Origin of the sequence: Viridibacterium curvum (assembly GCF_039544165.1) — a bacterium.
GTDB lineage: Bacteria > Pseudomonadota > Gammaproteobacteria > Burkholderiales > Rhodocyclaceae > Viridibacterium > Viridibacterium curvum.
Genome location: NZ_BAABLD010000017.1, coordinates 266,403 through 290,559, shown reverse-complemented (window position 1 = coordinate 290,559; position 24,157 = coordinate 266,403). Strand labels below are relative to the sequence as shown.

Here is a 24,157-nt window from a genome sequence, read left to right as displayed (position 1 = left end):
CCTGTACGCGGAGTCGTCACTGAATGGGTCAATCTGGAGACAAGCGCCAAGGGCTTTCCGCCCTGACGCTGGCGGCGTTGGGCGTCGTGTTTGGCGACATTGGAACCAGCCCGCTGTATGCGCTGAAAGAGGTCTTTTACGGCGCCCATCATCACCTCGACGTCAATCCAGCCAATGTGCTGGGCATCCTGTCCCTGATTGTCTGGACGCTGCTGTTCGTCGTCACCTTCAAGTACGTGGTCATCGTGCTGCGTGCCGACAACCATGGCGAAGGCGGTGTCGTGGCGTTGATGGCGCGTGTCATCGAGCAGGCCAAGGAGCGCCCAAAGAAGCGCAACATCGCGATTGTCCTGGGCCTGTTTGGTGCGGCGCTGTTCTACGGTGACGGCGTCATCACGCCGGCCATTTCGGTGTTGTCGGCAGTGGAAGGTCTGGAGGTCATTGCGCCCAGACTGGAGCCGGCAGTCATGCCCATCACGCTGGCGATCCTGATCGGCATTTTCGTCATCCAGCAGCATGGTACAGCCATGGTCGGGCGCTTCTTCGGGCCGGTCGTGTCCTTGTGGTTCCTGTCGCTGGGCGCCATCGGCATCTTCAACATCGTGCTGCGCCCCGAGGTGCTGGCTGCGCTGTCGCCGCATTACGCCGTGCTGTTCTTTGTCGAGCATCCAGTGGCTGCGTTCTTCTCGCTGTCCGCCGTCATCCTGACCGTCACCGGCGGCGAGGCGATGTATGCCGATATGGGCCACTTCGGCAAGACGCCGATCCGCATCGGCTGGCTGTTCGTCGTGCTGCCCTGCCTGCTGCTCAACTACTTCGGTCAGGGTGCGCTGATTCTCGGTAACCCGGCGGCGGCGGAGAATCCCTTCTACCTGTCGGTGCCAAAGTGGGCGCTGATGCCCATGGTGTTCCTCGCCACGTGCGCCACCATCATCGCCTCGCAGGCGCTCATTACCGGCGCCTTCTCGATGACGCGCGAGCTGATCCAGCTGGGGTTCTGTCCGCGCCTCACGGTGCGTCACACCTCGGACGATCAGATGGGCCAGATCTACGTGCCGGCGGTCAATTGGGCGCTGCTGGTGCTGGTTTTGCTGATCGTGGTGAGCTTCCAGACGTCGTCGCGCCTGGCCGAGGCGTATGGCATTGCGGTCACGCTGACCATGCTGGTGACATCGGTGCTGGCCTTTTCGGTGGCGCGGCGCGACTGGAACTGGCCGAACTGGCTGGCCGTCCTCGCCTTCGTGCCCATGGCCATCGTCGAGCTGGTCTTTCTCGCGGCGAACTCGATCAAGATCCCGGCCGGGGGCTGGTTCCCGCTGGCCTTCGGTTTCATCGTGCTGTTCATTCTCATGACCTGGCGTACCGGCCGCATGCAGCTGGGCGAACGGCTCAAGGCCGACGAGATCGAGCTGGTGCCGTTCGTGAACATGATCGCCACCGACAAGAGCATGCCGCGCGTGCCGCACACGGCGATCTTCCTCTCGCCGCGTCCCGACAGCGTGCCCAACGCCTTGCTGCACAACATGAAGCACAACTTCGTGATCCACGAGAACACCATTCTCGTTACCGTCAGCTTCCTGCCCGTGCCGCGCGTCGAGAATTCGCAGCGCGTACTGGTCGAGCGCATCGGCCATCACTTCCACCGCGTGAAAATCTTCTTCGGCTTCATGGAAGAGCCGGATGTGCCGGCCGCGCTGGAATGGTGCGAAGAGCAGGGGCTGGCGATCGAATCCACAATGGCCTCATTCTTCCTCAGCCGCGAAATCCTCATGCCCACGCCGGGTGCGGGCATGGCGCTGTGGCGTGAGAAGCTGTTTGCCTTCATGTTCCGCAATGCGTCGAGTGCGGCGAACTTCTTCAAGCTGCCGCCAAACCGTGTTGTGGAGGTCGGTAGTCGCATCGTCATCTAGGGTGTGCTGACACTTCCCGACGGGTCGATGTGAACACGCGCTCGCGCGGATATAAACGTTTCCTGACGATGTTCAGGAATGGTTTTGCAGGATTTTCTTGAGGAAAGAGAGCATGGCCATCACACGTCAATCCATCGGTCGTGGCGGCATCCGCTCGGCGGGTTACGACCGCGCCAGTCGTTTGCTGGAGATCGAGTTCGAGGGTGGTCGCATCGTCCAGCACACAGGTGTCGGCGACGAGATCGCCCGCCGCTTCCTGTCCAGCGGCTCGCCGGCCAGCTATTACCGTGACAACATCGAGGAAGAGTTTCCCCAGAAGCGGCTTTGAAGCTGCCTCAAGATTGGGTTCCAGACGTCCGTTGACCGTTCACCAGAACATAAGGCTCAACGGGGGGCGACGTGGCAGGACGCATGGGACTGCAGGACTGGGTGGAGCGTATCCGGGACCGGGACATGCCGGTCTTCGGCCACACCGTGGATGGTGTGCGCAACATCACCGATGACGAAAACGCCTCGATCGGCCAGCTGTCGCGCGTCATCCTGCAAGACCCGGCGCTGACAGCCAAAGTCCTCAAGATCGCCAATAGCGTGATGTTCAATCCGGCACGCCAGCCGGTCAGCACGGTCAGCCGTGCCGTGACGGTCATGGGCTTCGACGGGCTCGGCGACATCGTGCTGTCCCTGTGTCTCATCGACGCCTTCCTGTCCGGCGGCTTGCGTGGTCGCGTGCTCTCCGAGATGGCACGTTGCTTCCACGCTGCCGTGCAGGCACGTTCGGCCGCAGCGGCATGCGGCGTCCAGCAAGTTGAGGAGGTCTTCATTGCGGCCCTGTTGGGGCGGGTCGGCGAGATGGCCTTCTGGTGCTTTGGCGCCGAGGCCGCCACCTTGCTGGATGAGGCCATGATCGAACAGCCTGACGAGCGCCCGGACAACCTGCAGATGGACATCCTCGGTTTCCGCCTGCGCAGCCTGACGAGTTCGCTGGCAAAGGAATGGCGCTTGGGCAGCATGGTGGTGTCGGCTGCCGAGCCAGGCGCCCACCCGTCGAATGCTGAGAAAGCCATTGCACTGGGTTACCGGCTGGCTGCCGCTGCCGAATGTGGCTGGCACACCACGCTCGCCAACAAGGCCATCCAGGCTTATGCAGAGCTCGTCGGCTGTCCCGAGAAAGAGGCGCGCGAAATCGCTGTCGGCAACGCCACCGAGGCGGCGCGTGTGGCCGCGCAGTTTGGCGCTGCGGACGCAGCCAGACTCATTCCGGTTCCCGGAGCGCCTGATCCGGCCGAGCTGGCCGGCGAGAGCGCCCATCATGCGCCGGATCAGAAGTTGCAGCTCAAGATCCTGCGCGACCTGGCCATGATGCTGGCCGGCAAACCCAGCCTCAACGAAGTACTGCTCTTGGTGCTGGAGGGCATCTATCGCGGGCTGGGCATGCATCAGGCCGTGTTCGCCCTGTTGTCGCCGGACCGCACGCAGCTGCTCGGCAAGGCCGGCCTGGGGCGCGACGCTGACGCGCTGGTCAAGCGTTTCCAGTTCCGTCTCGATGGTGCGCGTGGCGATGTGGTCAATGAGGTCTTCCTGCGCAACGAGGCTTTCTGGCTCAGGGAAAACAACATGCGCGGTCTCAATGCCGCGCGGCTCGAAAAGGTGACGGGCCAGCAGGAGGCGTTCATCGCGCCAATCTCGACACACGGCCGTGCCATCGGCGTGTTCTATGCCGACTGCGGTGTACAGGTGCCGGACGAAGAGATCTGGGAAGGCTTCCTGCACTTTGTGCAGCAGGCCAGTCTGTCGTTCGAGCACGTTGCCGCCATGAGCGCGGCGGGGGCCCGGCGACAGTAACGCAGGCAATAAAGGCTTCAGGTGGCGGTGATAGACTCCCCCGTCTTTCAACACCGCTTCACCGAGGTCCGTCATGCCCGTCAATCTGCCCCTGCCTGTTGCCACCGAACTCCTGCCCGTCAAAGGCGTCCGCCTGGGTACCGCCGAGGCAGGCATCCGCAAGGCCAACCGACGCGATCTGACCCTCGTCGAGTTGGCGCCCGGCAGCCGCGCAGCGGGCGTGTTCACGCAGAACCGTTTCTGCGCAGCACCGGTGCAAGTGTGCAAGGCTCACCTTGAAACCGCGGAGACGCGTGCACTGGTCATCAACACCGGCATTGCCAACGCCGGTACGGGTGAGCAGGGTGTGGCCAATGCGCGCGCCAGCTGCCGTGCCGTGGCGCAGGCCCTGGGCGTGCCGGCGGAGGCTGTTCTGCCGTTCTCGACCGGTGTGATCCTCGAACACCTGCCGGTAGATCGTTTGTCAGCAGGCGTGCCGGCCGCGCAGGCGGCCTTGAAGGCGGATGGCTGGTTCGAGGCCTGCCACGCCATCATGACCACTGACACGCAGCCCAAGTGTGCTTCGCGCCAGATCCAGATTGATGGCCAGACCATCACCCTCACCGGCATGAGCAAGGGCGCCGGCATGATCCGCCCCAACATGGCGACCATGCTCGGGTTCCTCGCCACGGACGCAAAGGTGTCGCAATCGCTGCTGCAATCGCTGGTGCGCGAAGCGGCGGACCTCTCGTTCAACAGCATCACGGTTGATGGCGACACCTCGACCAATGACAGCTTCATCCTCATCGCCACGGGTCAGGTCGGCAGCGAGATCAGCGAATTGTCCTCGGCAGCGGGGCAGACGCTGCGCAAGGCAGTCATCGAACTGTCGCAATGGCTGGCCCAGGCCATCGTGCGCGATGGCGAGGGGGCTACCAAGTTCATGAGCATTGCCGTGGCGGGTGGCAAGGATCTGCAAGAGTGCCGCAAGGTGGCCTATGCCGTGGCGCATTCGCCGCTGGTCAAGACGGCATTCTTTGCGTCAGACCCCAACCTCGGTCGCATCCTTGCAGCCATTGGCTACGCTGGCGTCGATGACCTGGATGTCGATGGCATCCGCGTCTGGCTCGCCGGTGGTGGTGAAGAGGTGCTGGTCGCCGAGAAGGGTGGGCGTGCTGTCAGCTACGTCGAAGAGGCCGGCGCGTGCATCATGAAGAACGCTGAGATCACGGTGCGCATCGATCTCGCGCGTGGTGCGGCAGCAACCACGGTGTGGACCTGCGACTTTTCGTACGACTACGTGAAGATCAACGCCGACTACCGTTCCTGAGCCGGTTGCGTCGGCATTGGCAGAGTGGGCGCGGGCCCGCTCTGCAGTGTGGGTTTCAACCCGCCAGAGCCTCTGCGCGAGAGCACCAGGCGGTTTGCGGCGCGGGATTGTGCGGTTGAAACCGCACCTAGGCGCACCTATGCGCACCTACGTATTCCTCCCGCCATCGTGCGACGCCTGCATTCTGCGCTGGACGGGAATTACGCCTGCACGCTGCAGGGCAGGCGCACGATGAAATCGGCGCCGCCATCGCTGTTGTTGCGCGCGACGATATCGCCCCCATGCTGCCGGGCGATCTGCCGCGCGATGCTCAGTCCCAGTCCTGTGCCGCCCGCATTGCTGCGGGTGCGGCTGCTCTGCGTGAATTGCTCGAAGATGCTCTCCAGTTCACCCTCAGGGATGCCTACACCCTGATCGGCGACGACGACTTCCAGCTCCGTCTCCTTCCAGTGGAGGTCAAAACGAATCTCGGTATCCGGCCGCGCATAGCGGATCGCGTTGCTGAGTACGTGATCGAAGAGTCGTTCGAGCGGCAGATACATTCCGCTCACGGAGCGTGGTTCGCCGCTAGTCTTCGTGCTGACGCGCAAGCCGCGCGCATCAAGCTGATCCTGTCGGCGGCTGACCAGGCTGGACAGCAGACTGCGCAGATCCACCGCGCGAATCTCACCGGCCGTGGCGTCCAGTGTTGCCTGTGATGCGTGCGACACTTCGAGCAGGTCGTTGATCAGCCTGTGCAATCGCTCCCCGCTGTGGCGGATGCGGGAGAAGTACTGCTGCATCCGCGAATCGGGTGCACGCTCCAGCCCCATCGCGGCAAAGCTCAGGATGCCGTGCAAGGGCGTTCGCAATTCGTGCGACATATTGGTCAGGAAGGTCGTTTTCGCCGCGTGTGCGTGCTCGGCAGTCTGTCTGGCCACCTCGGCGGTCCCCAGAGCCTCGGCAAGCTGGTAGCGCAGGCGTACGCCTTCTTCCAGGCTGCGACCCGCGCGCTTGCCACCGACCAGTAACAGCAAAGTGAAGAGGCCCAGTGCCAGCGCTGTCAGGCGCTCAATGTGCCCGCCTGTGGTCAGCAGCCAGGCACTGCTCGGCACCATCATGGCGAGAAAGAAGCTGCGGTAGATCAGTTGCACGCTGGTCAGGGACATGACGGCCGCTGCCGACACCCCCATCTGCACCAGTGCGCTGATGGGCTGCAATCCACTCTCGGCGGTCGGATAGAGCAGGGTGCCCGGCAGCCCCCACATCACGCCTCCGAGCCCTACGATGAGCGCGAAGCGACGCTCCCACAGGCGATTGCGCTGGCGACGTGCGGCGTCGCGCATCCAGGCCTTGCTCGCGGCATGGCGCACCCCCATCAGCAACACAAATGCACACCACCAGACGTTCAGTGCCCACGCGGGTTCCACACCCCCGCGCAGCAGAAAGCAGACAAGGCTGGCATTGGCCAGGGTCGCAACGATGATGGGCGGCGTGCTCGTCACATGCATGCGCAGCATCTCTTCGGCAACGGCGTCGTCAAGATCGGTGGCGGGCATGATGGAGAGGCTCCCTGGTGCAGCGTGCACCTCTCCTTAACGGCGCAGGCCTCCCGGAGCTGAAGTGCGTTCGGAGCGTAAAATCGGCGCCTCCATCCTTGGCCTCACCCCCGGTTCATCCGCATGACCACCCACACCTTGTCTGACCTCTTCTCCGTTCCCCAACTGTTCGGTTATCTCGCTTTTGCCTTCGGCGTAGGGTGTTTCCTGCAGAAGAGCGACCTGCGTTTCAAGATTTACATGGCGATCGAATGCGTGGCCTACGTCGTGCATTTCTGGTTGCTGGGGGTGCCGACGGCTGCGGCCAGCTCTGCGGTGTCACTGGGACGTTCTCTGGCATCCATTCGAAGCCGCTCTCCTTGGGTTGCGGCGTTTTTCATCGGGCTTGCCGTCTCCATGGGCATCTGGCTCTACAAGGGGCCGCTTTCCCTGTTGCCCATCATGGCCTCGTGCATTGGCACGACCGCGCTGTTTTTCCTGTCCGGCATCCGCATGCGTCTGCTCATGCTCGTTGGCACCGGGCTGTGGGTGGTCAACAACATCCTCAGCGGTTCGTATGGCGGCACAGCACTGGAGTTGGTGATTCTCAGTACCAACTGCTGGACGATCTGGCGTTTGCGGCGGGATGCGGTGTCTCGCCTGGCGTAATCGCGCAGCAAAAGGCTGCGTCCGTTGCTCGCACTGACAACAGGTCGGCGTCAAGGGGAGCGAGACGCAGCAGGGCGCCAGCCAGGTCGGTCTGCTTCCCCTAAAGCACATCGGCTGCCCTGCCGTTAAGGCTCCGATGGGGGCGAACCGCCCCGCATGACGGGAATGCAGGGCATGGCGAAGCCGCAGAAATACCGATTGGGCGAGTTGCTGGTGCAGGGCGGGTTGATCACGACCGCCCAGCTCGAAGAGGCGCTGGCGCAGCAGAAGCAGAGCGGGCGCAAGCTCGGCCGTGTGCTCATCGACAGCGGTATCGTCACCGAAGAGCGGATCGCGATCGCCATCGCGAACCAGATCGGCGTGCCCTTCGTCGACCTGCGTGACAAGGACATCGACCCCGCAACTGCTGGCGTACTGCCCGAAACCATGGCGCGGCGTTTCCGCGCGCTGGTGCTCGAAGACATGGGCAACCAGTACCTGCTGGGCATGGCCGACCCGTCGGACGTGTTCGGCTACGACGAGATCGCGCGCACCCTCAACAAGGACATCGCGCTCGCGGTGCTGGCCGAATCGCAGTTGCTGGCGCGTCTTGACCGCTTCTACCGCCGCACTGAAGAGATCTCGGGTCTGGCCAAGGAGTTGCAGAAGGATCTTGGCAGCGGTTACCTGGACTTCACGACATCGGCTGTCGAATCGACGGCCGAGGACGCCCCTGTCGTCAAGTTGTTGCAATCCATCTTCGAGGATGCCTACCAGATCAAGGCTTCCGACATTCACATCGAGCCGCAGGAGTTCAAGCTGCAGATCCGCTTCCGCATCGACGGCGAGATGCACCTGCAGACCGAAGTCGACAGCCGCGTTGGCCCTGCGCTGGTGTTGCGTCTCAAGCTCATGAGCGGGCTCGACATTTCGGAAAAACGCCTGCCGCAGGACGGTCGCTTCAACGTCAAGGTCAAGCAGCAGAGCGTGGACATCCGCCTGTCGACCATGCCCACGCAGTACGGCGAGTCGGTCGTCATGCGTCTGCTGGCGCAGAACTCCGGCCTGTTGGAGCTGGGCAAGATCGGCATGCCACCCGAGATGCTGGAAGGTTATCGACGCGTGAGTGGCCACGCGCACGGCATGATCCTCGTCACTGGCCCGACAGGCAGCGGCAAGACCACGACGTTGTACGCCACCCTGGCGCACCTCAACTCGCCTGCCACCAAGATCATCACTATCGAAGACCCGGTCGAATACCGCTTGCCCGGTATCAGCCAGGTGCAGGTCAACAGCAAGATCGACCTCACCTTTGCCAAGGTCTTGCGTTCGACGTTGCGGCACGACCCGGACGTCGTGCTCGTCGGCGAAATGATCGACGCCGAAACGGCACAGATTGGTGTGCGCGCAGCCATGACCGGCCACTTGCTGTTGTCGACCCTGCACACCAACGACGCGGCCAGCACGCCGGCCCGCTTGCTCGACATGGGCGTACCGGGCTACCTGTTGTCGACGACCCTTTTGTGCGTGATCGCCCAGCGCCTCGTGCGTACGATCTGTGTGTCGTGCAAGAGCCCCTACCAGCCGGAAACCACCGAGCTGACCTGGCTCAAGCTGATGGTGGGCGAAGGCGCCGCAAGTCTGCAGCTGCAGCATGGGCGCGGTTGCTCCCACTGCAACAACTCGGGCTACGCGGGCCGCGCACCGGTCTATGAAATGCTGGAGATGTCGCCGCCACTCGCCGAGGCGCTGGGGCGGAATCACGTCGGCGATTTCAGCAGGCTGGCCCGTCAGCAATTGCAGGGCAAGACCATGCGTGCCCATGCGCTGCGCCGCATGATTGCCGGCGAGACAACCATTGGTGAAGCGATGCGCGTCTCCACCCAGATCGACGAGTAAGAAGACGAGCCATGGCGACTTTCAGTTACAAGGCGCGCGATGCGCAGGGCGGTCTGGCACAGGGCGTTCTGGATGGCGCCGACAAGACCGCCGTGGCCGATGTTCTGATCAGCCGCGGCCTGATTCCCATCGACATCGCGCCGGAGAAAGCGCGCGTCCGGCTGATCCCGCTGCTGTCGGAGCACAGCAAGAAAAACAAGATCACCGTTGAAGAAGTCATGTTCTTCAGCCGCCAGATGTACACCTTGCTGAAAGCTGGCGTGCCCGTACTGCAAGCGCTGGCCGGCCTGCGCGATTCGGCGACGACGCCGGCATTTGCCGAGGTGCTGGGCAAGCTGCGCGATAGCCTGGATTCGGGGCGCGAGCTGAGTATTGCGATGAAGGACGCGGGCGGCTTTGACACCTTCTACATCAGCATGGTGCGCGTCGGCGAGCAGACCGGCGGGCTGGACCAGATCTTTTTGCGCCTTTTCGATCACCTCAATTTCGAGAAAGAGATGCGCGGCAAGATCAAGGCCGCGCTGCGCTACCCCAGCTTTGTCGTGATCGCCATGGCCGCGGCGCTCGTGGTCATCAACATGATGGTGATTCCGGCTTTTTCGAAGGTCTTCAATTCCTTCGGCGGCGAACTACCCCTGATGACGCGCGTGCTCATCGGCGTTTCGCAATTTTCGGTGCACTACTGGTACGTCGTCCTCGGGGTCGCCGTTCTCACCGCTTTCGGCGTGTACTCCTGGATCAATACACCGAACGGACGTTACCAGTGGGACCACCTCAAGCTGCGTCTGCCCATCGTCGGCAGCACCATCAACAAGGCCATGCTGGCGCGCCTCACCGGCAGCTTTGCGCTGGCGTTCCGTAGTGGCCTGCCGGTGCTGCCGGCCTTCACGCTCGTGGCCCAGGTCATCGACAACGCCTACATCGCAGCCAAGATCGAGCAGATGAAGAGTGGCATCGAGCGCGGTGAGAGCATCCTGCGCACGGCTGCGACGGCCAGGATCTTCACCCCTGTCGTGCTGCAGATGATTGCGGTGGGCGAGGAGTCGGGCGACCTGGACGGACTGTTGCAGGAGGTGGCCGACATGTACGACCGCGAGGTCGAATACGAAATCGACAACCTCAGCGCGCGCATCGAGCCCATCCTCATCACCTGTCTGGGGGCGATGGTGCTGGTGCTGGCACTGGGCATCTTCATGCCGATCTGGAATCTTTCCAGCGCCATGATGGGCAAGCACTGATCCGGTCACCGGCAGCATGAGGAAGTCGCGTTTCGGCATTCCGCTGCTTGAGCATTTCGTCGCTGCCGTCATCTTCGGTGGCGTCGTGTGGGCCGTGTCGTTCTACATCGACCGCCTGCTCGAAGAAGCCGAAGCGACCGTGGTGCGCGCCACCGTGATGAATATCCGTAGCGGTCTGCGCAACGAGCAGGCCCTGCGCATCTTGCGCGGCGCAGCGCCGGTGCCGCGGGGCGGTAATCCCGTGCGGTTCCTGCAGATCGCCCCCGCCGGCTATCTGCCGGAAGCGCCCTTGCCGGGTGTTTCCGTCCCGCCGGGCAGCTGGTACTACCGCGAAGCCACCCAGACGCTGCACTACGCACCCAAGCGCAGGGCGTATCTGCGACTTCAGTCACAAACCGACACAGAGTCTTTGGCCTGGCGAATCTCGGAGCGGTCTGAGGCCTCTAAAGAAGTCGACATCCTGACCGTTACTCCATTTGAGTGGTTCTAGGACTTGCTGTCTGCACTGGTGGCGTCGTGACCCGGCGTCCGATCCGCGGAATCCCCTCGAAGGCTGGCAGCAAGCCTGTTTTCCCCATACGTACTGGAGTGACACACATGATCAAGAAACAATCGGGCTTTACGCTCATCGAACTGGTGGTAGTGATGGTCATCCTCGGCATTCTCGCCGCCGTCGCCCTGCCCAAGTTCGTCGATATGAGTTCGCAAGCGCGCATCGCCAAGATGCAGGGGGCTGTGGGCTCGGTCAATTCTGCAATCACCCTGATTCATGCCAAGTGGCTGGCGGTCGGCTCGCCCACCGGTGCCACGGCAGTGGCTTATGAGGGGGGCACCCTGACAGCCAACGTCAATACCGAGATGGTCAATGGCTATCCTGCGGCCGATGCCTACCTCATCAGCGGCAAGAACCTGGCTGGTCTCGACGCGAACTTCACGACGACAGCGTCGGGCACGGCGGGTGCAAAGACGATGACCATCGCGGACGCTACCAAATCGGCGTGCAGTTTCACCGTCGTCGATTCGACGGCGTCGGGGACTCCTCCGGTCATTACCAGCACTGCTCTGACCACGACCAACTGCTGAGTTTTACCCGGAGAGCACGGGCGGCAAGCCCGTGCTTTTTGCCATGCAGTGCCTGCCGACGTGTCGTCACCCTTCTGCACAGAACCCCGTCCAGAGCCGCTCTGAACGGGGTTTCACGCTTCCTGAGCTGGTGACGGTGATGGTGGTGCTCAGCATTCTCGCCGCTGTGGCCATGCCGAAGTTCTTCACGCGCAGCGAATTCGACGTCTTCGGTTTCAAACAGGAAATCCAGCAGTCGCTGCGTTTCGCACAGAAGTCTGCCGTAGCCAAGCGGCGCATGGTGTGCGTGGCCGTTGCCAGCAATACGCTCACGCTGCAGTACGCCACGGCTTATGGTGCCGGCAGCTGCAACCAGAGTCTCATCGATCCTTCCAGCGGCAGCGCCTGGTCACAGGCAGCACCGAGTGGTGTCAGCATCACCGCGCTGAGCTTCACTTACGACGCGCTCGGCAAGCCCAGCTTCTCCAGTGCGCAGACGCTGGCCGTGACGGCCGGCAGCCTCACGCAGAACGTCGTTATCGAGGCGGAGACGGGTTATGTGCGTTGAGTGGCGCCACGAAACTCGATGCCGTCATTCCCGCGCTGGCGCGCTGCGCTTCGGGGAAAGTCTCGGTGAGGCTGAAGGCGGACCTTGCACGCTGAAGCCAGATGTCGTGGGTGCGGTTTCAACCGCACAAACCCGCGCCGCAAACCGCCAACACGGTGACGCGGAGACACCTGGCGGTTTGCGATGTGCGCTTGTGCGGTTGAAACCGCACCTATGGGCCTCCGGCCGTTGCGCAGCGAAGGTGGGCTTTTCTACCCAGGCAGGCCTCACCCTCATTGAGCTCATCGTCTTCATCGTCATCATTTCCATCGGCCTGCTGGGTGTGCTGGGGGCGATGAACTTCAGCGTACGCAACAGTACGAACCCCATGCTCCTCAAGCAACAGGTGGCAATCGCCGAGTCGTTGCTCGAAGAGATCAGCAAGAAGGCCTTCACCTGGTGCGACCCCGACGACGCAGCGGTGACGACGGCCAGCAGTTACGCAGGGTGCACGACGTCGCAGCAGACGCTGGGGCCGACGGCGGGCGAAGACCGTTACAGCCAGACCGTACCCTTCGACAACGTCGGGGACTATCACGGCTTCACGATGACGGGCATCCGCTCGCCAGTGAACAGCAGCAGCATCATCAGCGGTCTCGGTAGCTACTCGGCATCGGTGGCCATCACCAACGCCGGTACGGCGCTCGGGCTGGCCGACAACACAGCGGCGCTGCGCATTGACGTGACGGTGTCGCTGCCCGGCGAAACCAGCTTCACCCTGACCGGCTACAGGTTGCGCTATGCACCCAACGGCATCTGAGCGCAGCCGGTCGCAGGCAGGTTTCACCCTGATCGAGATGATCGTGGTGATTGTGATCACGGGCATCCTCGGCGCAGGTATTGCGATTTTCATCCGCCGACCCATGGAAGGCGTAATGGACGCCACCCGTCGCGTGGCGCTGGTCGATGCGGCCGACACGGCCTTGCGCCGCATGCGGCGTGACATACAGCGTGCGCTGCCCAACAGCGTGCGCGTCACGCAGAGCGGCAGCACCTGGTACATCGAGTTCCTGCCTGTGTTGACGGCCGGGCGTTACTGCAACGAGACGGATTGCGGCGCTTCTCCCCTCAATCTCTCCGCCGGCAACACCACGCTCAGCTTTGTCGGGCCAGCGCCATCGCTGAGTCCCATCCCCTCGGGCACAGAGCTGGCCATCTACAACCTCGGCACTACCGGGGCAGATGCCTACGCCAGCAACAACACCAGCGCGCTGTCGGCTATCGGTGCGAGCACGGTGACGATTGCGGCCAAGACTTTTCCCTATGCGTCACCGGGCAGTCGATTCCAGATCATCAGCACCCCGGTCAGCTACGCCTGTACCAGCGGTGGCAGCCTCACACGCATTCAGGGATACGCCAAGCAAGCCTCGCAGCCGACCAGTACGCCTGTCGGTGCGAGCACGGCTGTGCTCGCCAGCAACATCGGTGCCTGCAGCGTGGACTACACGCAGGCTGCCATCGACCAGAATGGCTTGCTCTACATCACGCTGTCGATTGCGCAGGATGGCGAGAGCGTCAATCTCACCCACGCCATGCAGGTGAGCAATGCGCCCTGATCGTCACGCACGCGGGTTCGTTTTGCCGGCGGCCATCTTTCTGCTGGTGGTTCTGGCGACGTTGGGGGCGTTCCTCGTGCACATCACGATGGCGAGTAACGTCGGTGCGGCGCAGGATATTCAAGGGGCACGTGCCGTGCAGGCCGCGCGGCTGGGTATCGCGACCGGACTGTATGCCGTACAGGTGAGCGGGACCTGCGCGGGGGGCACGCTGTCCGGTGTGTCGCAGCTGACGGGTTTCAAGATCACCTGGGCCTGCAGCAGCACGGCCTTCACCGAGGGCGGCACGGCGCGCACGATCTATCAGATCACCTCGACGGCTTGCACGACTACCGGGGCGAGCTGTCCGTCGAGCACGGTTAGCGAGCTGGGCAGCAGTGACTATGTGGAACGACAACTCGTGGTGGTGACCGAGCGATGAAGATCCTGCGAAACCTGATGTGTCTGGCGCTGGCCTGCGCGTGTGTAACCGCACAGGCAGCGATCACGTTCTATGGCGGCACGGTCAAGACCGGTACGGGCCCTGACACGCTGAATCTCAAGCCCAGTTCGTCAGGGGTGTCGGGTGACTTGCTGATCGCACAGATCATCGCCAAGTCCGATGCGACGATCACCGCGCCTGCCGGCTGGACCAAGATCACGGGGGCCAGCACGACTGCAAGTGGCTTGCAGCAGCAGATCTACTACAAAACGACCTGGGACGGCGATACCAGCGGAACGGAAACCTTCACCATTGCGGGAACCGGTGCCAGCAACGCCAGCAACGGCGTCATCATCAATGTGCGCGGTGCGAGCCTCAGCTCGCCGATCTGTGGCAGCAACCTGCAGGCGTCGGGGGGCGGCTCTGGCATGACAGCGCCCAATGTGCATGTCACGTGCGCCGCTGGGAGTGGCCGTTTGGCCTTCTTCGCTTCGAACGACGGCAGCTATACGGCAACACTCGGCCTTGAGAACAGTGCCAGCGCGGGGCCAAGCAACCGTGCCGGGTCAGGCAGTACCGGGGTCGGATTGTTTTCGAGCAACTTCGTGATGAGCGCGTCCGGCAATGGCGGCACGCAGTCGGGCAGCCTGTCTGGCAGTGCGGTGAGTATTGGCGCGACAGTCATCATCGGCGCCGGTAGCGCCTCGACGATCGACCACATCCAGCTCGAAATCAGCGGTTCACCACTGACTTGCACACCCAGCACGGTCACGGTGAAGGCCTGCACGGATGCGGCTTGCAGCGCCTTGTCCGGCAGCTCGGCGACGGTGACCCTCGGCGCTACCAGCGGCACCCTGGGCAGCACTTCGCTGACCTTCACCGGCAGTACGACAACCACGCTGACCAAGACCAGTGTCGGGACAACGACGCTGAGCGCAACGAGTTCACCAGCGGCAACCAACAGCACGGTCTGTCTGCTCAATGGGTCTACGGCGGCGAGTTGCCAATACAGCTTTGCCGATTCGGGTCTGCTGCTGACGATTCCGGGGCAGACGGCGGGTGTGACCTCGAGTGGCAGCACGCGCTTCTCGGTCGCTGCGGTACGGAAGTCCGACAACGGTTTGAACTGCACGCCGGCCTTCGCCAGCGTGACGCGCACCGTGAAGTTCTGGACCGGTTACACCAGTCCGGCATCGGGCACCAAGACCCTCGCCGTGCAGGGCACGACGGTGGGTACGGCCAGCCCGGGCACGAGCGTGTCATTGACATTCGACAGTACCGGCACAGCCAGCAACCTGACGCTCAACTACGCGGACGCCGGGCAGTTGACGCTTTACGCGCAGTACGACGGTAGTGCGGGCACGGGTGATTCGGGTTTGACCATGACCGGGAACGCCGCCTTTGTCACCGTACCCTATGCCCTGTGCGTTGACAGCCCTGATGCCAACTGGGGCTGCACGGCGGCGGACACGACCTGCACGAAGTTCACCAGTGCGGGTACGGCCTTCAACCTGCGCGTGACGGGCAAGGCCTATCAGGCCGCCACGGCGACCTGTTCGCTGCCGACCACGCCGAACTACATTCAGAGCAATCTGGCGCTCAGTTCCACGCTCGTTGCGCCGAGTGGTGGCGTGAATGCCACCCTGAGCCCGACGACGATCAGCGTCAGCAGTGGCGGCACGGCAACGCAGGCGACGCAGACCGTGTCGGAGGTCGGTGTGTTCACCATCACCGCGACGCCGCCCACTAATGGCTATTTCAGCAGCTACACCGTGCCTGCCGGCACCAGCAGCAACTCCGGCCGCTTCGTGCCTGCTGGCTTTACGGTGACGAGCAACACCATCAATGACCGTAGCGACATCAATACCACGACAACCATCGGTGGTGCCGAGAGCTGTTCCAGCAGTTTTACCTACCTCGGAGAGTCGCTGCGCAGCCTGTTCGTGCTGACGGCGGTGAATGCCAGTGGCACGACGACGCAGAACTATCGCGGCACGTTTGCGCGACTAAACATGGCGCCGGTGTCCAGTGCCGGCAGCAATGGGCTGGCATTTGGTGTGCAGAGCGGGGCGACCTTGCTCAATTCGCGCCTCACAGCGAGTTGCGCGAGTTGCGGTGCGTTCAGTGCCGGGGTGGCGAACATCGCGGCTGATCTGACCGTGCAGCGTTCTTCCGGCAGTACGGTAGATGGGCCCTACAGCGGCGCCAGCGTCGGTGTCGTGGCAACCGACCCGGACGGTGTGGGCATGCGCAACCCGAACTGGAACCACGATCTCGTGGGCGCCAACGACGGTCTCAGTCTGGGGACGACGAACCTGTATTTCGGCCGTTTCCGCATCGACAACGCCTACGGCTCGTCCCTGCAGGGGCTGACCGTGCCGGCATACGCGCAGTACTGGAACGGTAGCGTGTTCGTGAAGAACACGGCCGACAGCTGTTCGCGCATGACCGTACCGACGACAGTCTCGATGACCAGCACGACCACAGCAACGCTCTACTGCGGCGGGGGCGTTGGCCTTTATGGCAGTCTGACCGGTGTGGCGGCCACTTCAGGGGCTGTATCCGCCGGGGGCACGGCGACCCTGTCGGGCGGAAACCTGGCGTTGTCCTTGTCCAAACCGACGAATAGCGGGGGAGGTTATCTTGATCTCGCCTTATCGGTACCGGACTACCTGAAGTACAACGTAGATAACGTGGACCAGACCCTGCCTGCCTGCAGCGCAGTGGCTGACAGCTACCTCCATGATGACAACCCGCGCGCGCGTATCCGTTTTGGCGCTCGCACGAGTGACAAAGTGATCTATTTGCGTGAAGTGTACTGACTGACCGCCGCGAGGCAGGTCAGTCCCCGGAAGCCCTCGCCGCATGTTTTCTTTCAAGCGCCGCAGCGCATCGATGAGTGCCGTCAGTCTGGCTGTACAGCCAGGCTTCGTTGCGGCCGTGCAGCTTGTCGGCGTCGGCGAAGCACGGCCGCGACTGCGGCTGGCCCAATGCCTGGCCTCGACGGCTGCCAGCGTGCAGCAGAGGCTTGAAAGCATGGCGCGGCAGATTCGCCTGCGCAGCACGCAAGTGCGTGTGCTGCTCGAACGTAACGAATACCAGTTGCTGCAGATCGAGGCCCCTGCGGTGCCGCCCGAAGAGTTGAAGACAGCGGTGCGCTGGCAGGTCAAGGACATGCTCCGCCTGCCCGTGGATGAAGTGACGCTGGACGTGGCGCCGCCGCCTGAAGCACCTGCCGGAGGGCGGCGCGCCATGGCTTATGTGGCCGCAGCGAGCAACGATGTGGTGCGGGAGCGGATGCTGGGTTTCCGGATCTTCAATTCCGACGTGGACGTCATCGATATTCCCGAGATGGCCCAGCGCAACATGGCCGACCGCCTGGAAGAGCCGGAGCGCGCAACGGCCGTGCTGTCGATCTGCGGCAACAGCTGCCTGCTGACAGCCAGTCGCGCGGGCACCCTCTACTTCACGCGGCAGTTCGAGCTGCCCGGAGGCTTGGCGCTGGATGTGCAGGAGCGGCGCGAGCAACTGGATCGCCTTGTGCTGGATCTGCAGCGCTCGGTGGATGTGCTGGAGCACCAGTATTCGTGGCTGTCGGTGTCCACCCTGTGGCTGGCACCATTCGAGTACGCCGACGAGCTGCTGAGCCTGCTCATTGAACACCTCTACCTGCCAGCGCGTGCCATCGACCTCGCCACGCTGTTCGACTGCAGCGAGTGCCCTCTGCCAGCGTCGGCTGCCGAGCAGGGGGCGCTCTTTCATGCGCTGGGGCTGGCGCTGCGATCGCAGGAGACGGCGGCATGAGCCAGCAGATCAATCTCGTCAATCCTGCGCTGCTGCCACCCAAGCCCTTCTTCCAGTTCAACAGCATGATGTTGTCGCTGGTCGTCATGGCGGTTGTGCTGGCGGCGTTCTCGGTGCTGGTGCTTTCGCAGGTGGCGACTTATGAGCGGGAGGCCGTCATGTCGGCCCAGCGCGTGACGACCAAGCAGAACTTGCTGGGGCAGCTGGAGCAAGGCAGCAGCAAGCGTGTCGCCAGTCCGCAGATGCTGGCCGAGCAATCGGCAGCCGAGGGTGAATCGCACCGCCTGCAGCAGCTGGCTGGCCAGCTGGCTTTGCTCGGCACGCAGCAGCCGACACGCAGCCGTGCCGCCTTGTTTGCGGCATTGGCCGAGCGGCCGGCCAACGGCGTGTGGCTGACGGCGATTGATGTGACGGGCGAGCGCATCGCGCTGGATGGCATGACCATGTCGGCAGCGCACTTGCCGGTGTGGCTGGAACAGATCAAGCAGACCACGGCCTTTGCGGGCCAGCGCTTCGGCGGGCTGGAGCTGGGGCAGGCCACGGTGTCGGCCGATGGCGGCGCGACGGCCTATGCGTTCCGCCTGTCTGCAGTGCGCGCGCATGATGAGCCAAGGGGGGCGCCATGAAGAAGCAGTGGCTCCAGCTGGCAGATCGTTTCGATGCCCTGCAACCGCGGGAGCGCGTGACCGTGTTCGTCGGGGTTGTGGCGGTCCTGCTGGGGGCGTTCTGGGTCATGGTGCTGGACCCGGCCAGCCTGCGTCATACGCAGGCCAGGAAGGCCATGGAACAGAGCGAAAGCATCATGAAAGCCTTGCGCGAGCAGGAGCTGGCGCTCAGCCAGGCGAATGCGCTGTCGCCTGACGCTCAGGTGCAACAGCAGCTCGACAAGCTGCGCGCTGACAACCGTGCCCTGCGTGAGCGCATGACGGGCATGAGCATGCCCATCATGGGTCCGGAGAAGATGCGCGCGATGTTGCAGGACCTGATTGCGGCACAGAAGGGCGTGACGCTGTCGTCGATCCGTTCGCTGCCGACCGAAGATCTGCTCGCGGATACTTCCGCGTCAGGCCCCGCAGCGGGCGGGCCCAGTCTCTACCGGCAGGGGCTGGAGGTCACGGTGCAGGGGGATTACCGGGCGCTGACCGAGTACCTGCGCAAGGTCGAGGATCTGCCCTGGAGGGCGCAGCTCGATGGCGTCTCGCTGACCACGGTGGCGTGGCCGCAGTCGACGCTGAAGATCCGCCTTTACACCCTGAGTCTGGAGCGGCCATGGATTTCGCTCTGAGCCGCGCTGTCGTCAAGTCGTTTGTCATGACTGCGCTATGTCTGCCGTTGTGCCTCCCGTTGTGGTTGGGTGCGGCTGAGTTTCATGATCCGACGCGACCGGCACCCGCATTTCTGCGGGGGGCTTCGAGCGCGCCGCAGTCGGCCGAGGCTGCCGAAGCGCTGGTGCTGGAGGCGGTGCAGCGCTCGTCGCGCCGCGCCACCGCGCTGATCAATGGCCGCCGCCTGGCCGTGGGAGAACATATCGGGGCGTATCGACTGGAGAGTCTGGGCGCCGATTCGGCCGTACTGGTCAGTCCATCCGGACGCCGCGTGCTGCGCGTTGCCGCACCGGTCAAGAAACAAGAGAAAAGGCTGGAAGCCGCTTCCAGCAAACCCGTCGAGGGGGAACGCAAACCATGACACTCACCCGAATCCAGCTGGCGTTGCTGTGCGCGGGCCTCGCGGCCTGCTCCAGCAACCCCAAGGTGCACGACAAACCGCGCGAAGCGATCCGCGCCGAGATCGACAGCGCTGCGCGTCTGCCGGATGCATCGACCCGCACCTCCGGCGCCGTACGCGACGAAATCTACCCGTCGTTACGCATGAACATGCCGCCACAGCTCGACAAACTCGTCGAGCCGCGCTTCGACCTTGTCGTCAGCAATGCGCCGGTGCGTGAGGTCTTCCTCGGTATGGTCAGCGACACGCGTTATTCGATGCTGCTGCCGAATGACCTGACGGGCCGCATCACCGTGAATCTCAAGGACGTCACGGTGCCCGAAGCGCTGTCTGCCTTGCAGCAACTCTACGGCTACGAATACAAGATCGATGGTTCGCGCATCATGGTGCAGCCGCAGACATTGCAGACGCGCATCATGAAGGTGAATTACCTCAACGGTGTGCGTCGTGGCTCGTCGGACATCCGCGTCATCTCGGGCTCGGTGGGCGACGCAGGTGCGTCCGGCGGTGGTTCGGGCGGCTCAGGGGGGGCGCAGAACAATGCCGTGGTGACGAGCAAGATTTCCACGACGGGGCAGAGCGACTTCTGGGGCGACCTGACGACCTCGGTCAACACCATTGTCGGCAAGGACGAAGGGCGTCGCGTGGTGATCAGCCCGCAGAGTGGTGTGATCGTCGTTCGTGCGATGCCGGGCGAGTTGTCGCAGGTCGAGGCCTTCCTGCGCGCTTCGCAGGTGGCGCTGGAACGTCAGGTCGTGATCGAGGCCAAGATCCTTGAAGTGAGCCTCAATGACAATTTCCAGAGTGGCATCAACTGGGCGCTCTTCGGCGGAAACCGTGTCACGGCAGGACAACTGACGCCGGGCAGCAGCATGAGCCAGGGCGGTGCGATCACGACTTCGCCGATCACCAGCTCGGCGGCACGCGCAATTGGTAACGTCAGCAACGCGGCTGGCGCGATGTTCGGCATGGTGCTGCGCACGAGCAATTTCTCGGCGGTGCTCAATCTGCTGGAGGAGCAGGGCAGGGTGCATGTGCTGTCGAGCCCGCGCGTGGCGACGCTGAACAACCAGAAGGCCTTGCTCAAAGTGGGTAACGATGACTTCTTCGTCACCGAGGTCAGCACCAACACCTCGACGAGTGCCAGCGGGGCTTCGACTGTGTCGCCCAAGCTCACGCTGCAACCGTTCTTCTCCGGCATCTCGCTCGACGTGACGCCGCAGATCGACGAGGAGAACCAGATCACCCTGCATGTGCACCCCATGATCAGCAAGGTCACTTCGGTGACGCAGGAGATCGACCTTGGCGCGCTGGGCAACTTCCGCTTGCCACTGGCGTCCAGTCAGATCAGCGAGATGGATAGCGTCGTGAAAGCGCTCGATGGTCAGATGATCGCGCTCGGCGGCCTGATCCGTCAGGCCTCGAACAACAACGATTCCCAGGTGCCGGGTCTGGGCGAGATTCCCCTGCTGGGCAGCCTGTTCAAACAGAAAGGCCGCGAGACAGAACGTCGCGAACTGGTCATCCTGCTCAAGCCCACGGTAATCATGGCACCGTCCGACTGGGCCAACGATATCAGCCGCAGCCAGGTGCAGATCCGTCGGCTGACGGGTGAGAGCGGTTCGGACCGTAGCAATCTGCTGGGAGACCGGCCGTGATGCGCGGGCTGAAGCACGGCTTGCTGCTCGCGTTGATTTGCGCTTTGTCGCTGCCAGCCGGTGCGGCCAAGGTCGTTGCGAGCAAGACGAAGGAAGCGGCGGCGAAGCCCGCGCCGGTTGAGCGCAGCGCCTATGAGCAGGCTGTGCAGGCGGTACGCGAGGGGCGCATCGCCGAGGCCGTGCCGGCCTTGCATCGCCAGCTGACGGCAACACCCGGGCATATCAACGCGCGCATGCTGCTGGCGACTTTGCTCGTTGATGGCGGCAAACTCGACGAAGCTGAGACCGTGCTGGAGCCGGCGACCGACCTGGCTTCGCTCAAGGTGCTGGCACGCTTGCAGGCCATGCGTGGCAACCCGGCCATGGCGCTGGCCAGCCTCAAGCGGGGCGAGCTGGAGGGTGCGATGCAAGGCGAATACCTGGCATTCGCAGCCTTGCTGGCGCAGGAGGCCGGGCTGCATGACGAGGCGCTGGCTTACTTCGAGCGCGCCCTGCAACTGCCGGATGCCAAGCCGCAATTATGGCTGGCCGTGGCCGTGTCGCAGCAAGCGTTGGGCGCACCGGACCGGGCCAGCGGCAGCATTCGCCGTGCACTCAAGAGCCCGCAGCTGTCGCCGGATTCGCGCCGTGAGGGGGAGCGCATGTTGCGCGACCTCACTGCCCGCGCCGAGATCCGGGCGCGCGAAGCCGCACCCTAGCCAGCACAGGGCGGTAGGTGCGACTTCAGTCGCATGCCACACGAGGTTTGGCCGATGGAAGTCAGCCCAGCGAACCCGGCACGAACGGCCTTCGTAGGTGCGACTTCAGTCGCACAACATCACGCACGAAGAGCCCTCGTAGGTGCGACTTCAGTCGCACAACCCACCGGAACTAGTGCAGGAGGCGCGGGCCCGAGAGCATGAACTCAGGGATCTCGGCATCGAACAGCGTGCCGTCCTCTGCTTCCATGCGATAGCTGCCGCGCATCGTCCCCAGCGGCGTGGGGATGGAACAGCCGCTGCTGTACTCGTAGTGTTCTCCGGGCTGGATCAGCGGCTTCTCGCCGACCACGCCATCGCCTTTCACTTCCTGTTGCTGGCTGTCGGCATCGGTAATGATCCAGTGCCGTGACAGCAGGCGGGCAGGGGCTTGGCCTGCGTTCCGGATACGGATCCGGTAGGCGAAGACGTAACGTCCCTCATCCGGCTCAGACTGCGCCGCAACATATTCGGCAGAGGCCTCGATCTGGATGAGATACTTGGAGGGTGTTTTGCTGGGTGCGTCCATCCCGCTATTGGAACGCAGAGCAGCACGACGCACCCGGGAGCCTGTCACGCTTTGCTCGCATTTTTGTCAATTTCGTCACGCTCCGGTAGCCCGAACTACAGGAATCCTTCATGAGCCGCCCCCCTTTCCGCATTGCCCCCAGCCTGCTGTCCGCCGATTTCGCCCGCCTCGGGGAAGAAGTGATCAACGTCATCGCCAGTGGTGCCGACTGGCTGCACTTCGACGTGATGGACAACCATTACGTACCCAATCTCACCGTGGGCCCGCTGGTCTGTCAGGCCATCCGTCCTCACACCCAGGCGCCGATCGACGTGCACCTGATGGTTGAACCCGTCGATGCCCTCGTGCCCATGTTCGCCAAGGCGGGCGCCAACATCATCACCTTTCACCCTGAAGCCTCGCGCCACGTTGATCGCACCCTGCAGCTGATCCGTGACCAGGGCTGCCAGGCGGGTCTGGTCTTCAATCCGGCGACGCCGCTCGACTGGCTCGACCACGTCATGGATCGCATTGACCTCATCATGCTGATGTCGGTGAACCCGGGCTTCGGCGGCCAGAGCTTCATCCCCTCGACGCTCCCCAAGCTGCGTGCCGCACGTGCGCGCCTCGACGCCTACGAGAAGGAGACCGGCCGCCGCATCCTGCTGGAGATTGATGGTGGTGTGAAGATCGACAACATTGCCGAGATCGCCCGCGCTGGTGCTGACACCTTCGTAGCGGGCTCAGCCGTGTTCGGGGCGGCCAAGGCAGGGGACGCCAATCGCTACGACAGCGTGATCGCGGCGATGCGCGCGCAACTCGGCTCGCTCTGACCGTCATTCCCGCGAAGGCGGGAATCCAGCGACTTTGCACTCACTGCGATGCTGACCTCTTGCCGCGCCATACTCTTCGACCTCGACGGCACCCTTATCGACGCAGTGCCCGATCTGGCTGAAGCCGCGAACCGCATGCTCCGCGAACTCGGCGAGCCCCTGCGCAGCGAAGAGGAGGTCGGACGTTTCCTGGGTAAAGGGCTGGGTGTTCTCGTCGAGCGCCTGCTCAATGACGGCCGTTCGCCGCGCAACGCTGCGTATTGCGAGGCGGCTCTGGCCGTGTTCCGCCGTCATTACGCCGTCACCAATGGTCAGCGCGCAGTGGTCTATGCCGGTGTGCGCGAGACGCTGTCTGCGCTGCAGGCGACCGGCATGCCCTGTGCCGTGGTCACCAACAAGGCGGCCGAATTCACCGAGCCACTGCTGCGCCAGTTACGCCTGGATCAATTCTTCCAGTGTGTCGTCAGCGGCGACACCTTGCCGCAGAAGAAGCCCCGGCCAGAGCCCCTGCTGCACGCCTGTGCCGCTTTGGGCGTGGCACCACATGAAGCTTTGATGGTGGGTGACTCCGCCAACGATGCCGAAGCGGCGCGCCGGGCGGGCATTCCCGTGCTGTTGCTGACCGGTGGTTACAGCGAGGGAGTGGCGGTGGACACCCTCGATTGCGACGGGTTACTATCGAACCTCGCCGAGCTGCTTCCCATGCTTGGCTTGAGCCAACCAGCCCTCTCACCATGAACTTCCAGAGCTGCAACTTCGACAAGGAGAACTGCCCGCGCTGTGCTGCCGCAATCTGGCTGCGCAACGGGAGTTCGTGGCGGGCTCAGGCCTGAGCCCCCGCAGGGCTTTGCCCTGCACATGTTCGAAGCATTCCCCGCACTCT

24 protein-coding genes are annotated in these 24,157 nt (G+C 63.5%); 22 read left to right on the top strand and 2 right to left on the bottom strand.

Annotated elements, in window-relative coordinates:
* Window positions 1-23 precede the first annotated feature (23 nt).
* The 4 genes from ABEA02_RS17795 (at window position 24) to argJ (ending at window position 5,061) form a co-directional block, all read left to right on the top strand.
* Complete coding sequence (locus ABEA02_RS17795) at window positions 24-1,910, top strand: potassium transporter Kup (protein ID WP_345534446.1); 1,887 nt, start codon at window positions 24-26, stop codon at window positions 1,908-1,910.
* A gap of 112 nt (window positions 1,911-2,022) precedes the next feature.
* Window positions 2,023-2,238: a KTSC domain-containing protein gene (locus ABEA02_RS17790; protein ID WP_345534445.1), complete on the top strand. Its 216-nt coding sequence runs from the start codon at window positions 2,023-2,025 to the stop codon at window positions 2,236-2,238.
* Between the two features lie 71 nt (window positions 2,239-2,309).
* Window positions 2,310-3,752: an HDOD domain-containing protein gene (locus tag ABEA02_RS17785; RefSeq protein WP_345534444.1), complete on the top strand. Its 1,443-nt coding sequence runs from the start codon at window positions 2,310-2,312 to the stop codon at window positions 3,750-3,752.
* 73 nt (window positions 3,753-3,825) lie between these two features.
* Window positions 3,826-5,061 carry a bifunctional glutamate N-acetyltransferase/amino-acid acetyltransferase ArgJ gene (argJ, locus tag ABEA02_RS17780; RefSeq protein ID WP_345534443.1) on the top strand — a complete coding sequence of 412 codons (1,236 nt, stop codon included), beginning with the start codon at window positions 3,826-3,828 and terminating at the stop codon, window positions 5,059-5,061.
* A 200-nt stretch (window positions 5,062-5,261) separates the two neighbouring features.
* Here argJ and ABEA02_RS17775 read toward each other — a convergent pair whose 3' ends face one another.
* Entirely contained in the window at window positions 5,262-6,599 is a 1,338-nt protein-coding gene (locus ABEA02_RS17775; RefSeq protein ID WP_345534442.1) for a sensor histidine kinase, read from the bottom strand.
* Between the two features lie 123 nt (window positions 6,600-6,722).
* On the opposite strand from ABEA02_RS17775, the gene ABEA02_RS17770 reads away from it, so the two are divergent.
* The 16 genes from ABEA02_RS17770 (at window position 6,723) to ABEA02_RS17695 (ending at window position 21,894) form a co-directional block, all read left to right on the top strand.
* A complete protein-coding gene (locus ABEA02_RS17770; protein WP_345534441.1) occupies window positions 6,723-7,247 on the top strand; it encodes a YgjV family protein in 525 nt (174 codons plus the stop codon).
* 174 nt (window positions 7,248-7,421) lie between these two features.
* Entirely contained in the window at window positions 7,422-9,125 is a 1,704-nt protein-coding gene (locus ABEA02_RS17765; protein WP_345534440.1) for a GspE/PulE family protein, read from the top strand.
* A gap of 11 nt (window positions 9,126-9,136) precedes the next feature.
* Window positions 9,137-10,363 carry a type II secretion system F family protein gene (locus tag ABEA02_RS17760; RefSeq protein WP_345534439.1) on the top strand — a complete coding sequence of 409 codons (1,227 nt, stop codon included), beginning with the start codon at window positions 9,137-9,139 and terminating at the stop codon, window positions 10,361-10,363.
* A 16-nt stretch (window positions 10,364-10,379) separates the two neighbouring features.
* Window positions 10,380-10,853: a hypothetical protein gene (locus ABEA02_RS17755; RefSeq protein WP_345534438.1), complete on the top strand. Its 474-nt coding sequence runs from the start codon at window positions 10,380-10,382 to the stop codon at window positions 10,851-10,853.
* A gap of 107 nt (window positions 10,854-10,960) precedes the next feature.
* Window positions 10,961-11,446, top strand: a complete 486-nt coding sequence (locus tag ABEA02_RS17750) for a prepilin-type N-terminal cleavage/methylation domain-containing protein (protein WP_345534437.1) — start codon at window positions 10,961-10,963, stop codon at window positions 11,444-11,446.
* Window positions 11,447-11,489: 43 nt separating this feature from the next.
* Entirely contained in the window at window positions 11,490-11,993 is a 504-nt protein-coding gene (locus tag ABEA02_RS17745) for a pilus assembly FimT family protein (RefSeq protein WP_345534873.1), read from the top strand.
* A 241-nt stretch (window positions 11,994-12,234) separates the two neighbouring features.
* Window positions 12,235-12,792, top strand: a complete 558-nt coding sequence (locus ABEA02_RS17740; RefSeq protein WP_345534436.1) for a type IV pilus modification PilV family protein — start codon at window positions 12,235-12,237, stop codon at window positions 12,790-12,792.
* Window positions 12,773-13,588 carry a type II secretion system protein gene (locus ABEA02_RS17735; protein WP_345534435.1) on the top strand — a complete coding sequence of 272 codons (816 nt, stop codon included), beginning with the start codon at window positions 12,773-12,775 and terminating at the stop codon, window positions 13,586-13,588. Before ABEA02_RS17740 ends, ABEA02_RS17735 begins: the two co-directional genes overlap by 20 nt.
* A complete protein-coding gene (locus ABEA02_RS17730; protein WP_345534434.1) occupies window positions 13,578-14,009 on the top strand; it encodes a hypothetical protein in 432 nt (143 codons plus the stop codon). Before ABEA02_RS17735 ends, ABEA02_RS17730 begins: the two co-directional genes overlap by 11 nt.
* Entirely contained in the window at window positions 14,006-16,831 is a 2,826-nt protein-coding gene (locus ABEA02_RS17725; RefSeq protein WP_345534433.1) for a DUF6701 domain-containing protein, read from the top strand. Before ABEA02_RS17730 ends, ABEA02_RS17725 begins: the two co-directional genes overlap by 4 nt.
* A 43-nt stretch (window positions 16,832-16,874) precedes the next feature.
* Complete coding sequence (locus tag ABEA02_RS17720) at window positions 16,875-17,813, top strand: hypothetical protein (protein WP_345534432.1); 939 nt, start codon at window positions 16,875-16,877, stop codon at window positions 17,811-17,813.
* A complete protein-coding gene (locus ABEA02_RS17715) occupies window positions 17,810-18,439 on the top strand; it encodes a PilN domain-containing protein (protein ID WP_345534431.1) in 630 nt (209 codons plus the stop codon). The genes ABEA02_RS17720 and ABEA02_RS17715 overlap by 4 nt, the downstream gene beginning before the upstream one ends.
* Entirely contained in the window at window positions 18,436-19,098 is a 663-nt protein-coding gene (gene gspM / locus ABEA02_RS17710; RefSeq protein WP_345534430.1) for a type II secretion system protein GspM, read from the top strand. The genes ABEA02_RS17715 and gspM overlap by 4 nt, the downstream gene beginning before the upstream one ends.
* Window positions 19,083-19,499: a hypothetical protein gene (locus tag ABEA02_RS17705; RefSeq protein WP_345534429.1), complete on the top strand. Its 417-nt coding sequence runs from the start codon at window positions 19,083-19,085 to the stop codon at window positions 19,497-19,499. Before gspM ends, ABEA02_RS17705 begins: the two co-directional genes overlap by 16 nt.
* Window positions 19,496-21,196: a pilus (MSHA type) biogenesis protein MshL gene (mshL, locus tag ABEA02_RS17700; protein ID WP_345534428.1), complete on the top strand. Its 1,701-nt coding sequence runs from the start codon at window positions 19,496-19,498 to the stop codon at window positions 21,194-21,196. The genes ABEA02_RS17705 and mshL overlap by 4 nt, the downstream gene beginning before the upstream one ends.
* A complete protein-coding gene (locus tag ABEA02_RS17695; protein ID WP_345534872.1) occupies window positions 21,196-21,894 on the top strand; it encodes a tetratricopeptide repeat protein in 699 nt (232 codons plus the stop codon). The genes mshL and ABEA02_RS17695 overlap by 1 nt, the downstream gene beginning before the upstream one ends.
* A gap of 172 nt (window positions 21,895-22,066) precedes the next feature.
* On the opposite strand, the gene apaG is transcribed toward ABEA02_RS17695, so the two are convergent.
* Window positions 22,067-22,462: a Co2+/Mg2+ efflux protein ApaG gene (gene apaG / locus ABEA02_RS17690; RefSeq protein ID WP_345534427.1), complete on the bottom strand. Its 396-nt coding sequence runs from the start codon at window positions 22,460-22,462 to the stop codon at window positions 22,067-22,069.
* 110 nt (window positions 22,463-22,572) lie between these two features.
* Here apaG and rpe point away from each other — a divergent pair, with 110 nt between their 5' ends.
* Entirely contained in the window at window positions 22,573-23,274 is a 702-nt protein-coding gene (gene rpe / locus ABEA02_RS17685) for a ribulose-phosphate 3-epimerase (protein WP_345534426.1), read from the top strand.
* A gap of 48 nt (window positions 23,275-23,322) precedes the next feature.
* Window positions 23,323-24,012 (top strand): phosphoglycolate phosphatase, encoded by a 690-nt coding sequence (locus tag ABEA02_RS17680; RefSeq protein ID WP_345534425.1) that lies wholly within the window; start codon window positions 23,323-23,325, stop codon window positions 24,010-24,012.
* The last annotated feature ends 145 nt before the right edge of the window (window positions 24,013-24,157 follow it).

Bases quoted from the DNA above. Each gene is read 5' to 3' on its own strand.
- ABEA02_RS17795 (WP_345534446.1), top strand. From the start codon at position 24: ATGGGTCAATCTGGAGACAAGCGCCAAGGGCTTTCCGCCCTGACGCTG.
- ABEA02_RS17790 (WP_345534445.1), top strand. From the start codon at position 2,023: ATGGCCATCACACGTCAATCCATCGGTCGTGGCGGCATCCGCTCGGCG.
- argJ (WP_345534443.1), top strand. From the start codon at position 3,826: ATGCCCGTCAATCTGCCCCTGCCTGTTGCCACCGAACTCCTGCCCGTC.
- ABEA02_RS17775 (WP_345534442.1), bottom strand. From the start codon at position 6,599: ATGCCCGCCACCGATCTTGACGACGCCGTTGCCGAAGAGATGCTGCGC.
- ABEA02_RS17770 (WP_345534441.1), top strand. From the start codon at position 6,723: ATGACCACCCACACCTTGTCTGACCTCTTCTCCGTTCCCCAACTGTTC.
- ABEA02_RS17765 (WP_345534440.1), top strand. From the start codon at position 7,422: ATGGCGAAGCCGCAGAAATACCGATTGGGCGAGTTGCTGGTGCAGGGC.
- ABEA02_RS17760 (WP_345534439.1), top strand. From the start codon at position 9,137: ATGGCGACTTTCAGTTACAAGGCGCGCGATGCGCAGGGCGGTCTGGCA.
- ABEA02_RS17755 (WP_345534438.1), top strand. From the start codon at position 10,380: ATGAGGAAGTCGCGTTTCGGCATTCCGCTGCTTGAGCATTTCGTCGCT.
- ABEA02_RS17750 (WP_345534437.1), top strand. From the start codon at position 10,961: ATGATCAAGAAACAATCGGGCTTTACGCTCATCGAACTGGTGGTAGTG.
- ABEA02_RS17745 (WP_345534873.1), top strand. From the start codon at position 11,490: ATGCAGTGCCTGCCGACGTGTCGTCACCCTTCTGCACAGAACCCCGTC.
- ABEA02_RS17735 (WP_345534435.1), top strand. From the start codon at position 12,773: ATGCACCCAACGGCATCTGAGCGCAGCCGGTCGCAGGCAGGTTTCACC.
- ABEA02_RS17730 (WP_345534434.1), top strand. From the start codon at position 13,578: ATGCGCCCTGATCGTCACGCACGCGGGTTCGTTTTGCCGGCGGCCATC.
- ABEA02_RS17725 (WP_345534433.1), top strand. From the start codon at position 14,006: ATGAAGATCCTGCGAAACCTGATGTGTCTGGCGCTGGCCTGCGCGTGT.
- ABEA02_RS17720 (WP_345534432.1), top strand. From the start codon at position 16,875: ATGTTTTCTTTCAAGCGCCGCAGCGCATCGATGAGTGCCGTCAGTCTG.
- ABEA02_RS17715 (WP_345534431.1), top strand. From the start codon at position 17,810: ATGAGCCAGCAGATCAATCTCGTCAATCCTGCGCTGCTGCCACCCAAG.
- gspM (WP_345534430.1), top strand. From the start codon at position 18,436: ATGAAGAAGCAGTGGCTCCAGCTGGCAGATCGTTTCGATGCCCTGCAA.
- ABEA02_RS17705 (WP_345534429.1), top strand. From the start codon at position 19,083: ATGGATTTCGCTCTGAGCCGCGCTGTCGTCAAGTCGTTTGTCATGACT.
- mshL (WP_345534428.1), top strand. From the start codon at position 19,496: ATGACACTCACCCGAATCCAGCTGGCGTTGCTGTGCGCGGGCCTCGCG.
- ABEA02_RS17695 (WP_345534872.1), top strand. From the start codon at position 21,196: ATGCGCGGGCTGAAGCACGGCTTGCTGCTCGCGTTGATTTGCGCTTTG.
- apaG (WP_345534427.1), bottom strand. From the start codon at position 22,462: ATGGACGCACCCAGCAAAACACCCTCCAAGTATCTCATCCAGATCGAG.
- rpe (WP_345534426.1), top strand. From the start codon at position 22,573: ATGAGCCGCCCCCCTTTCCGCATTGCCCCCAGCCTGCTGTCCGCCGAT.
- ABEA02_RS17680 (WP_345534425.1), top strand. From the start codon at position 23,323: ATGCTGACCTCTTGCCGCGCCATACTCTTCGACCTCGACGGCACCCTT.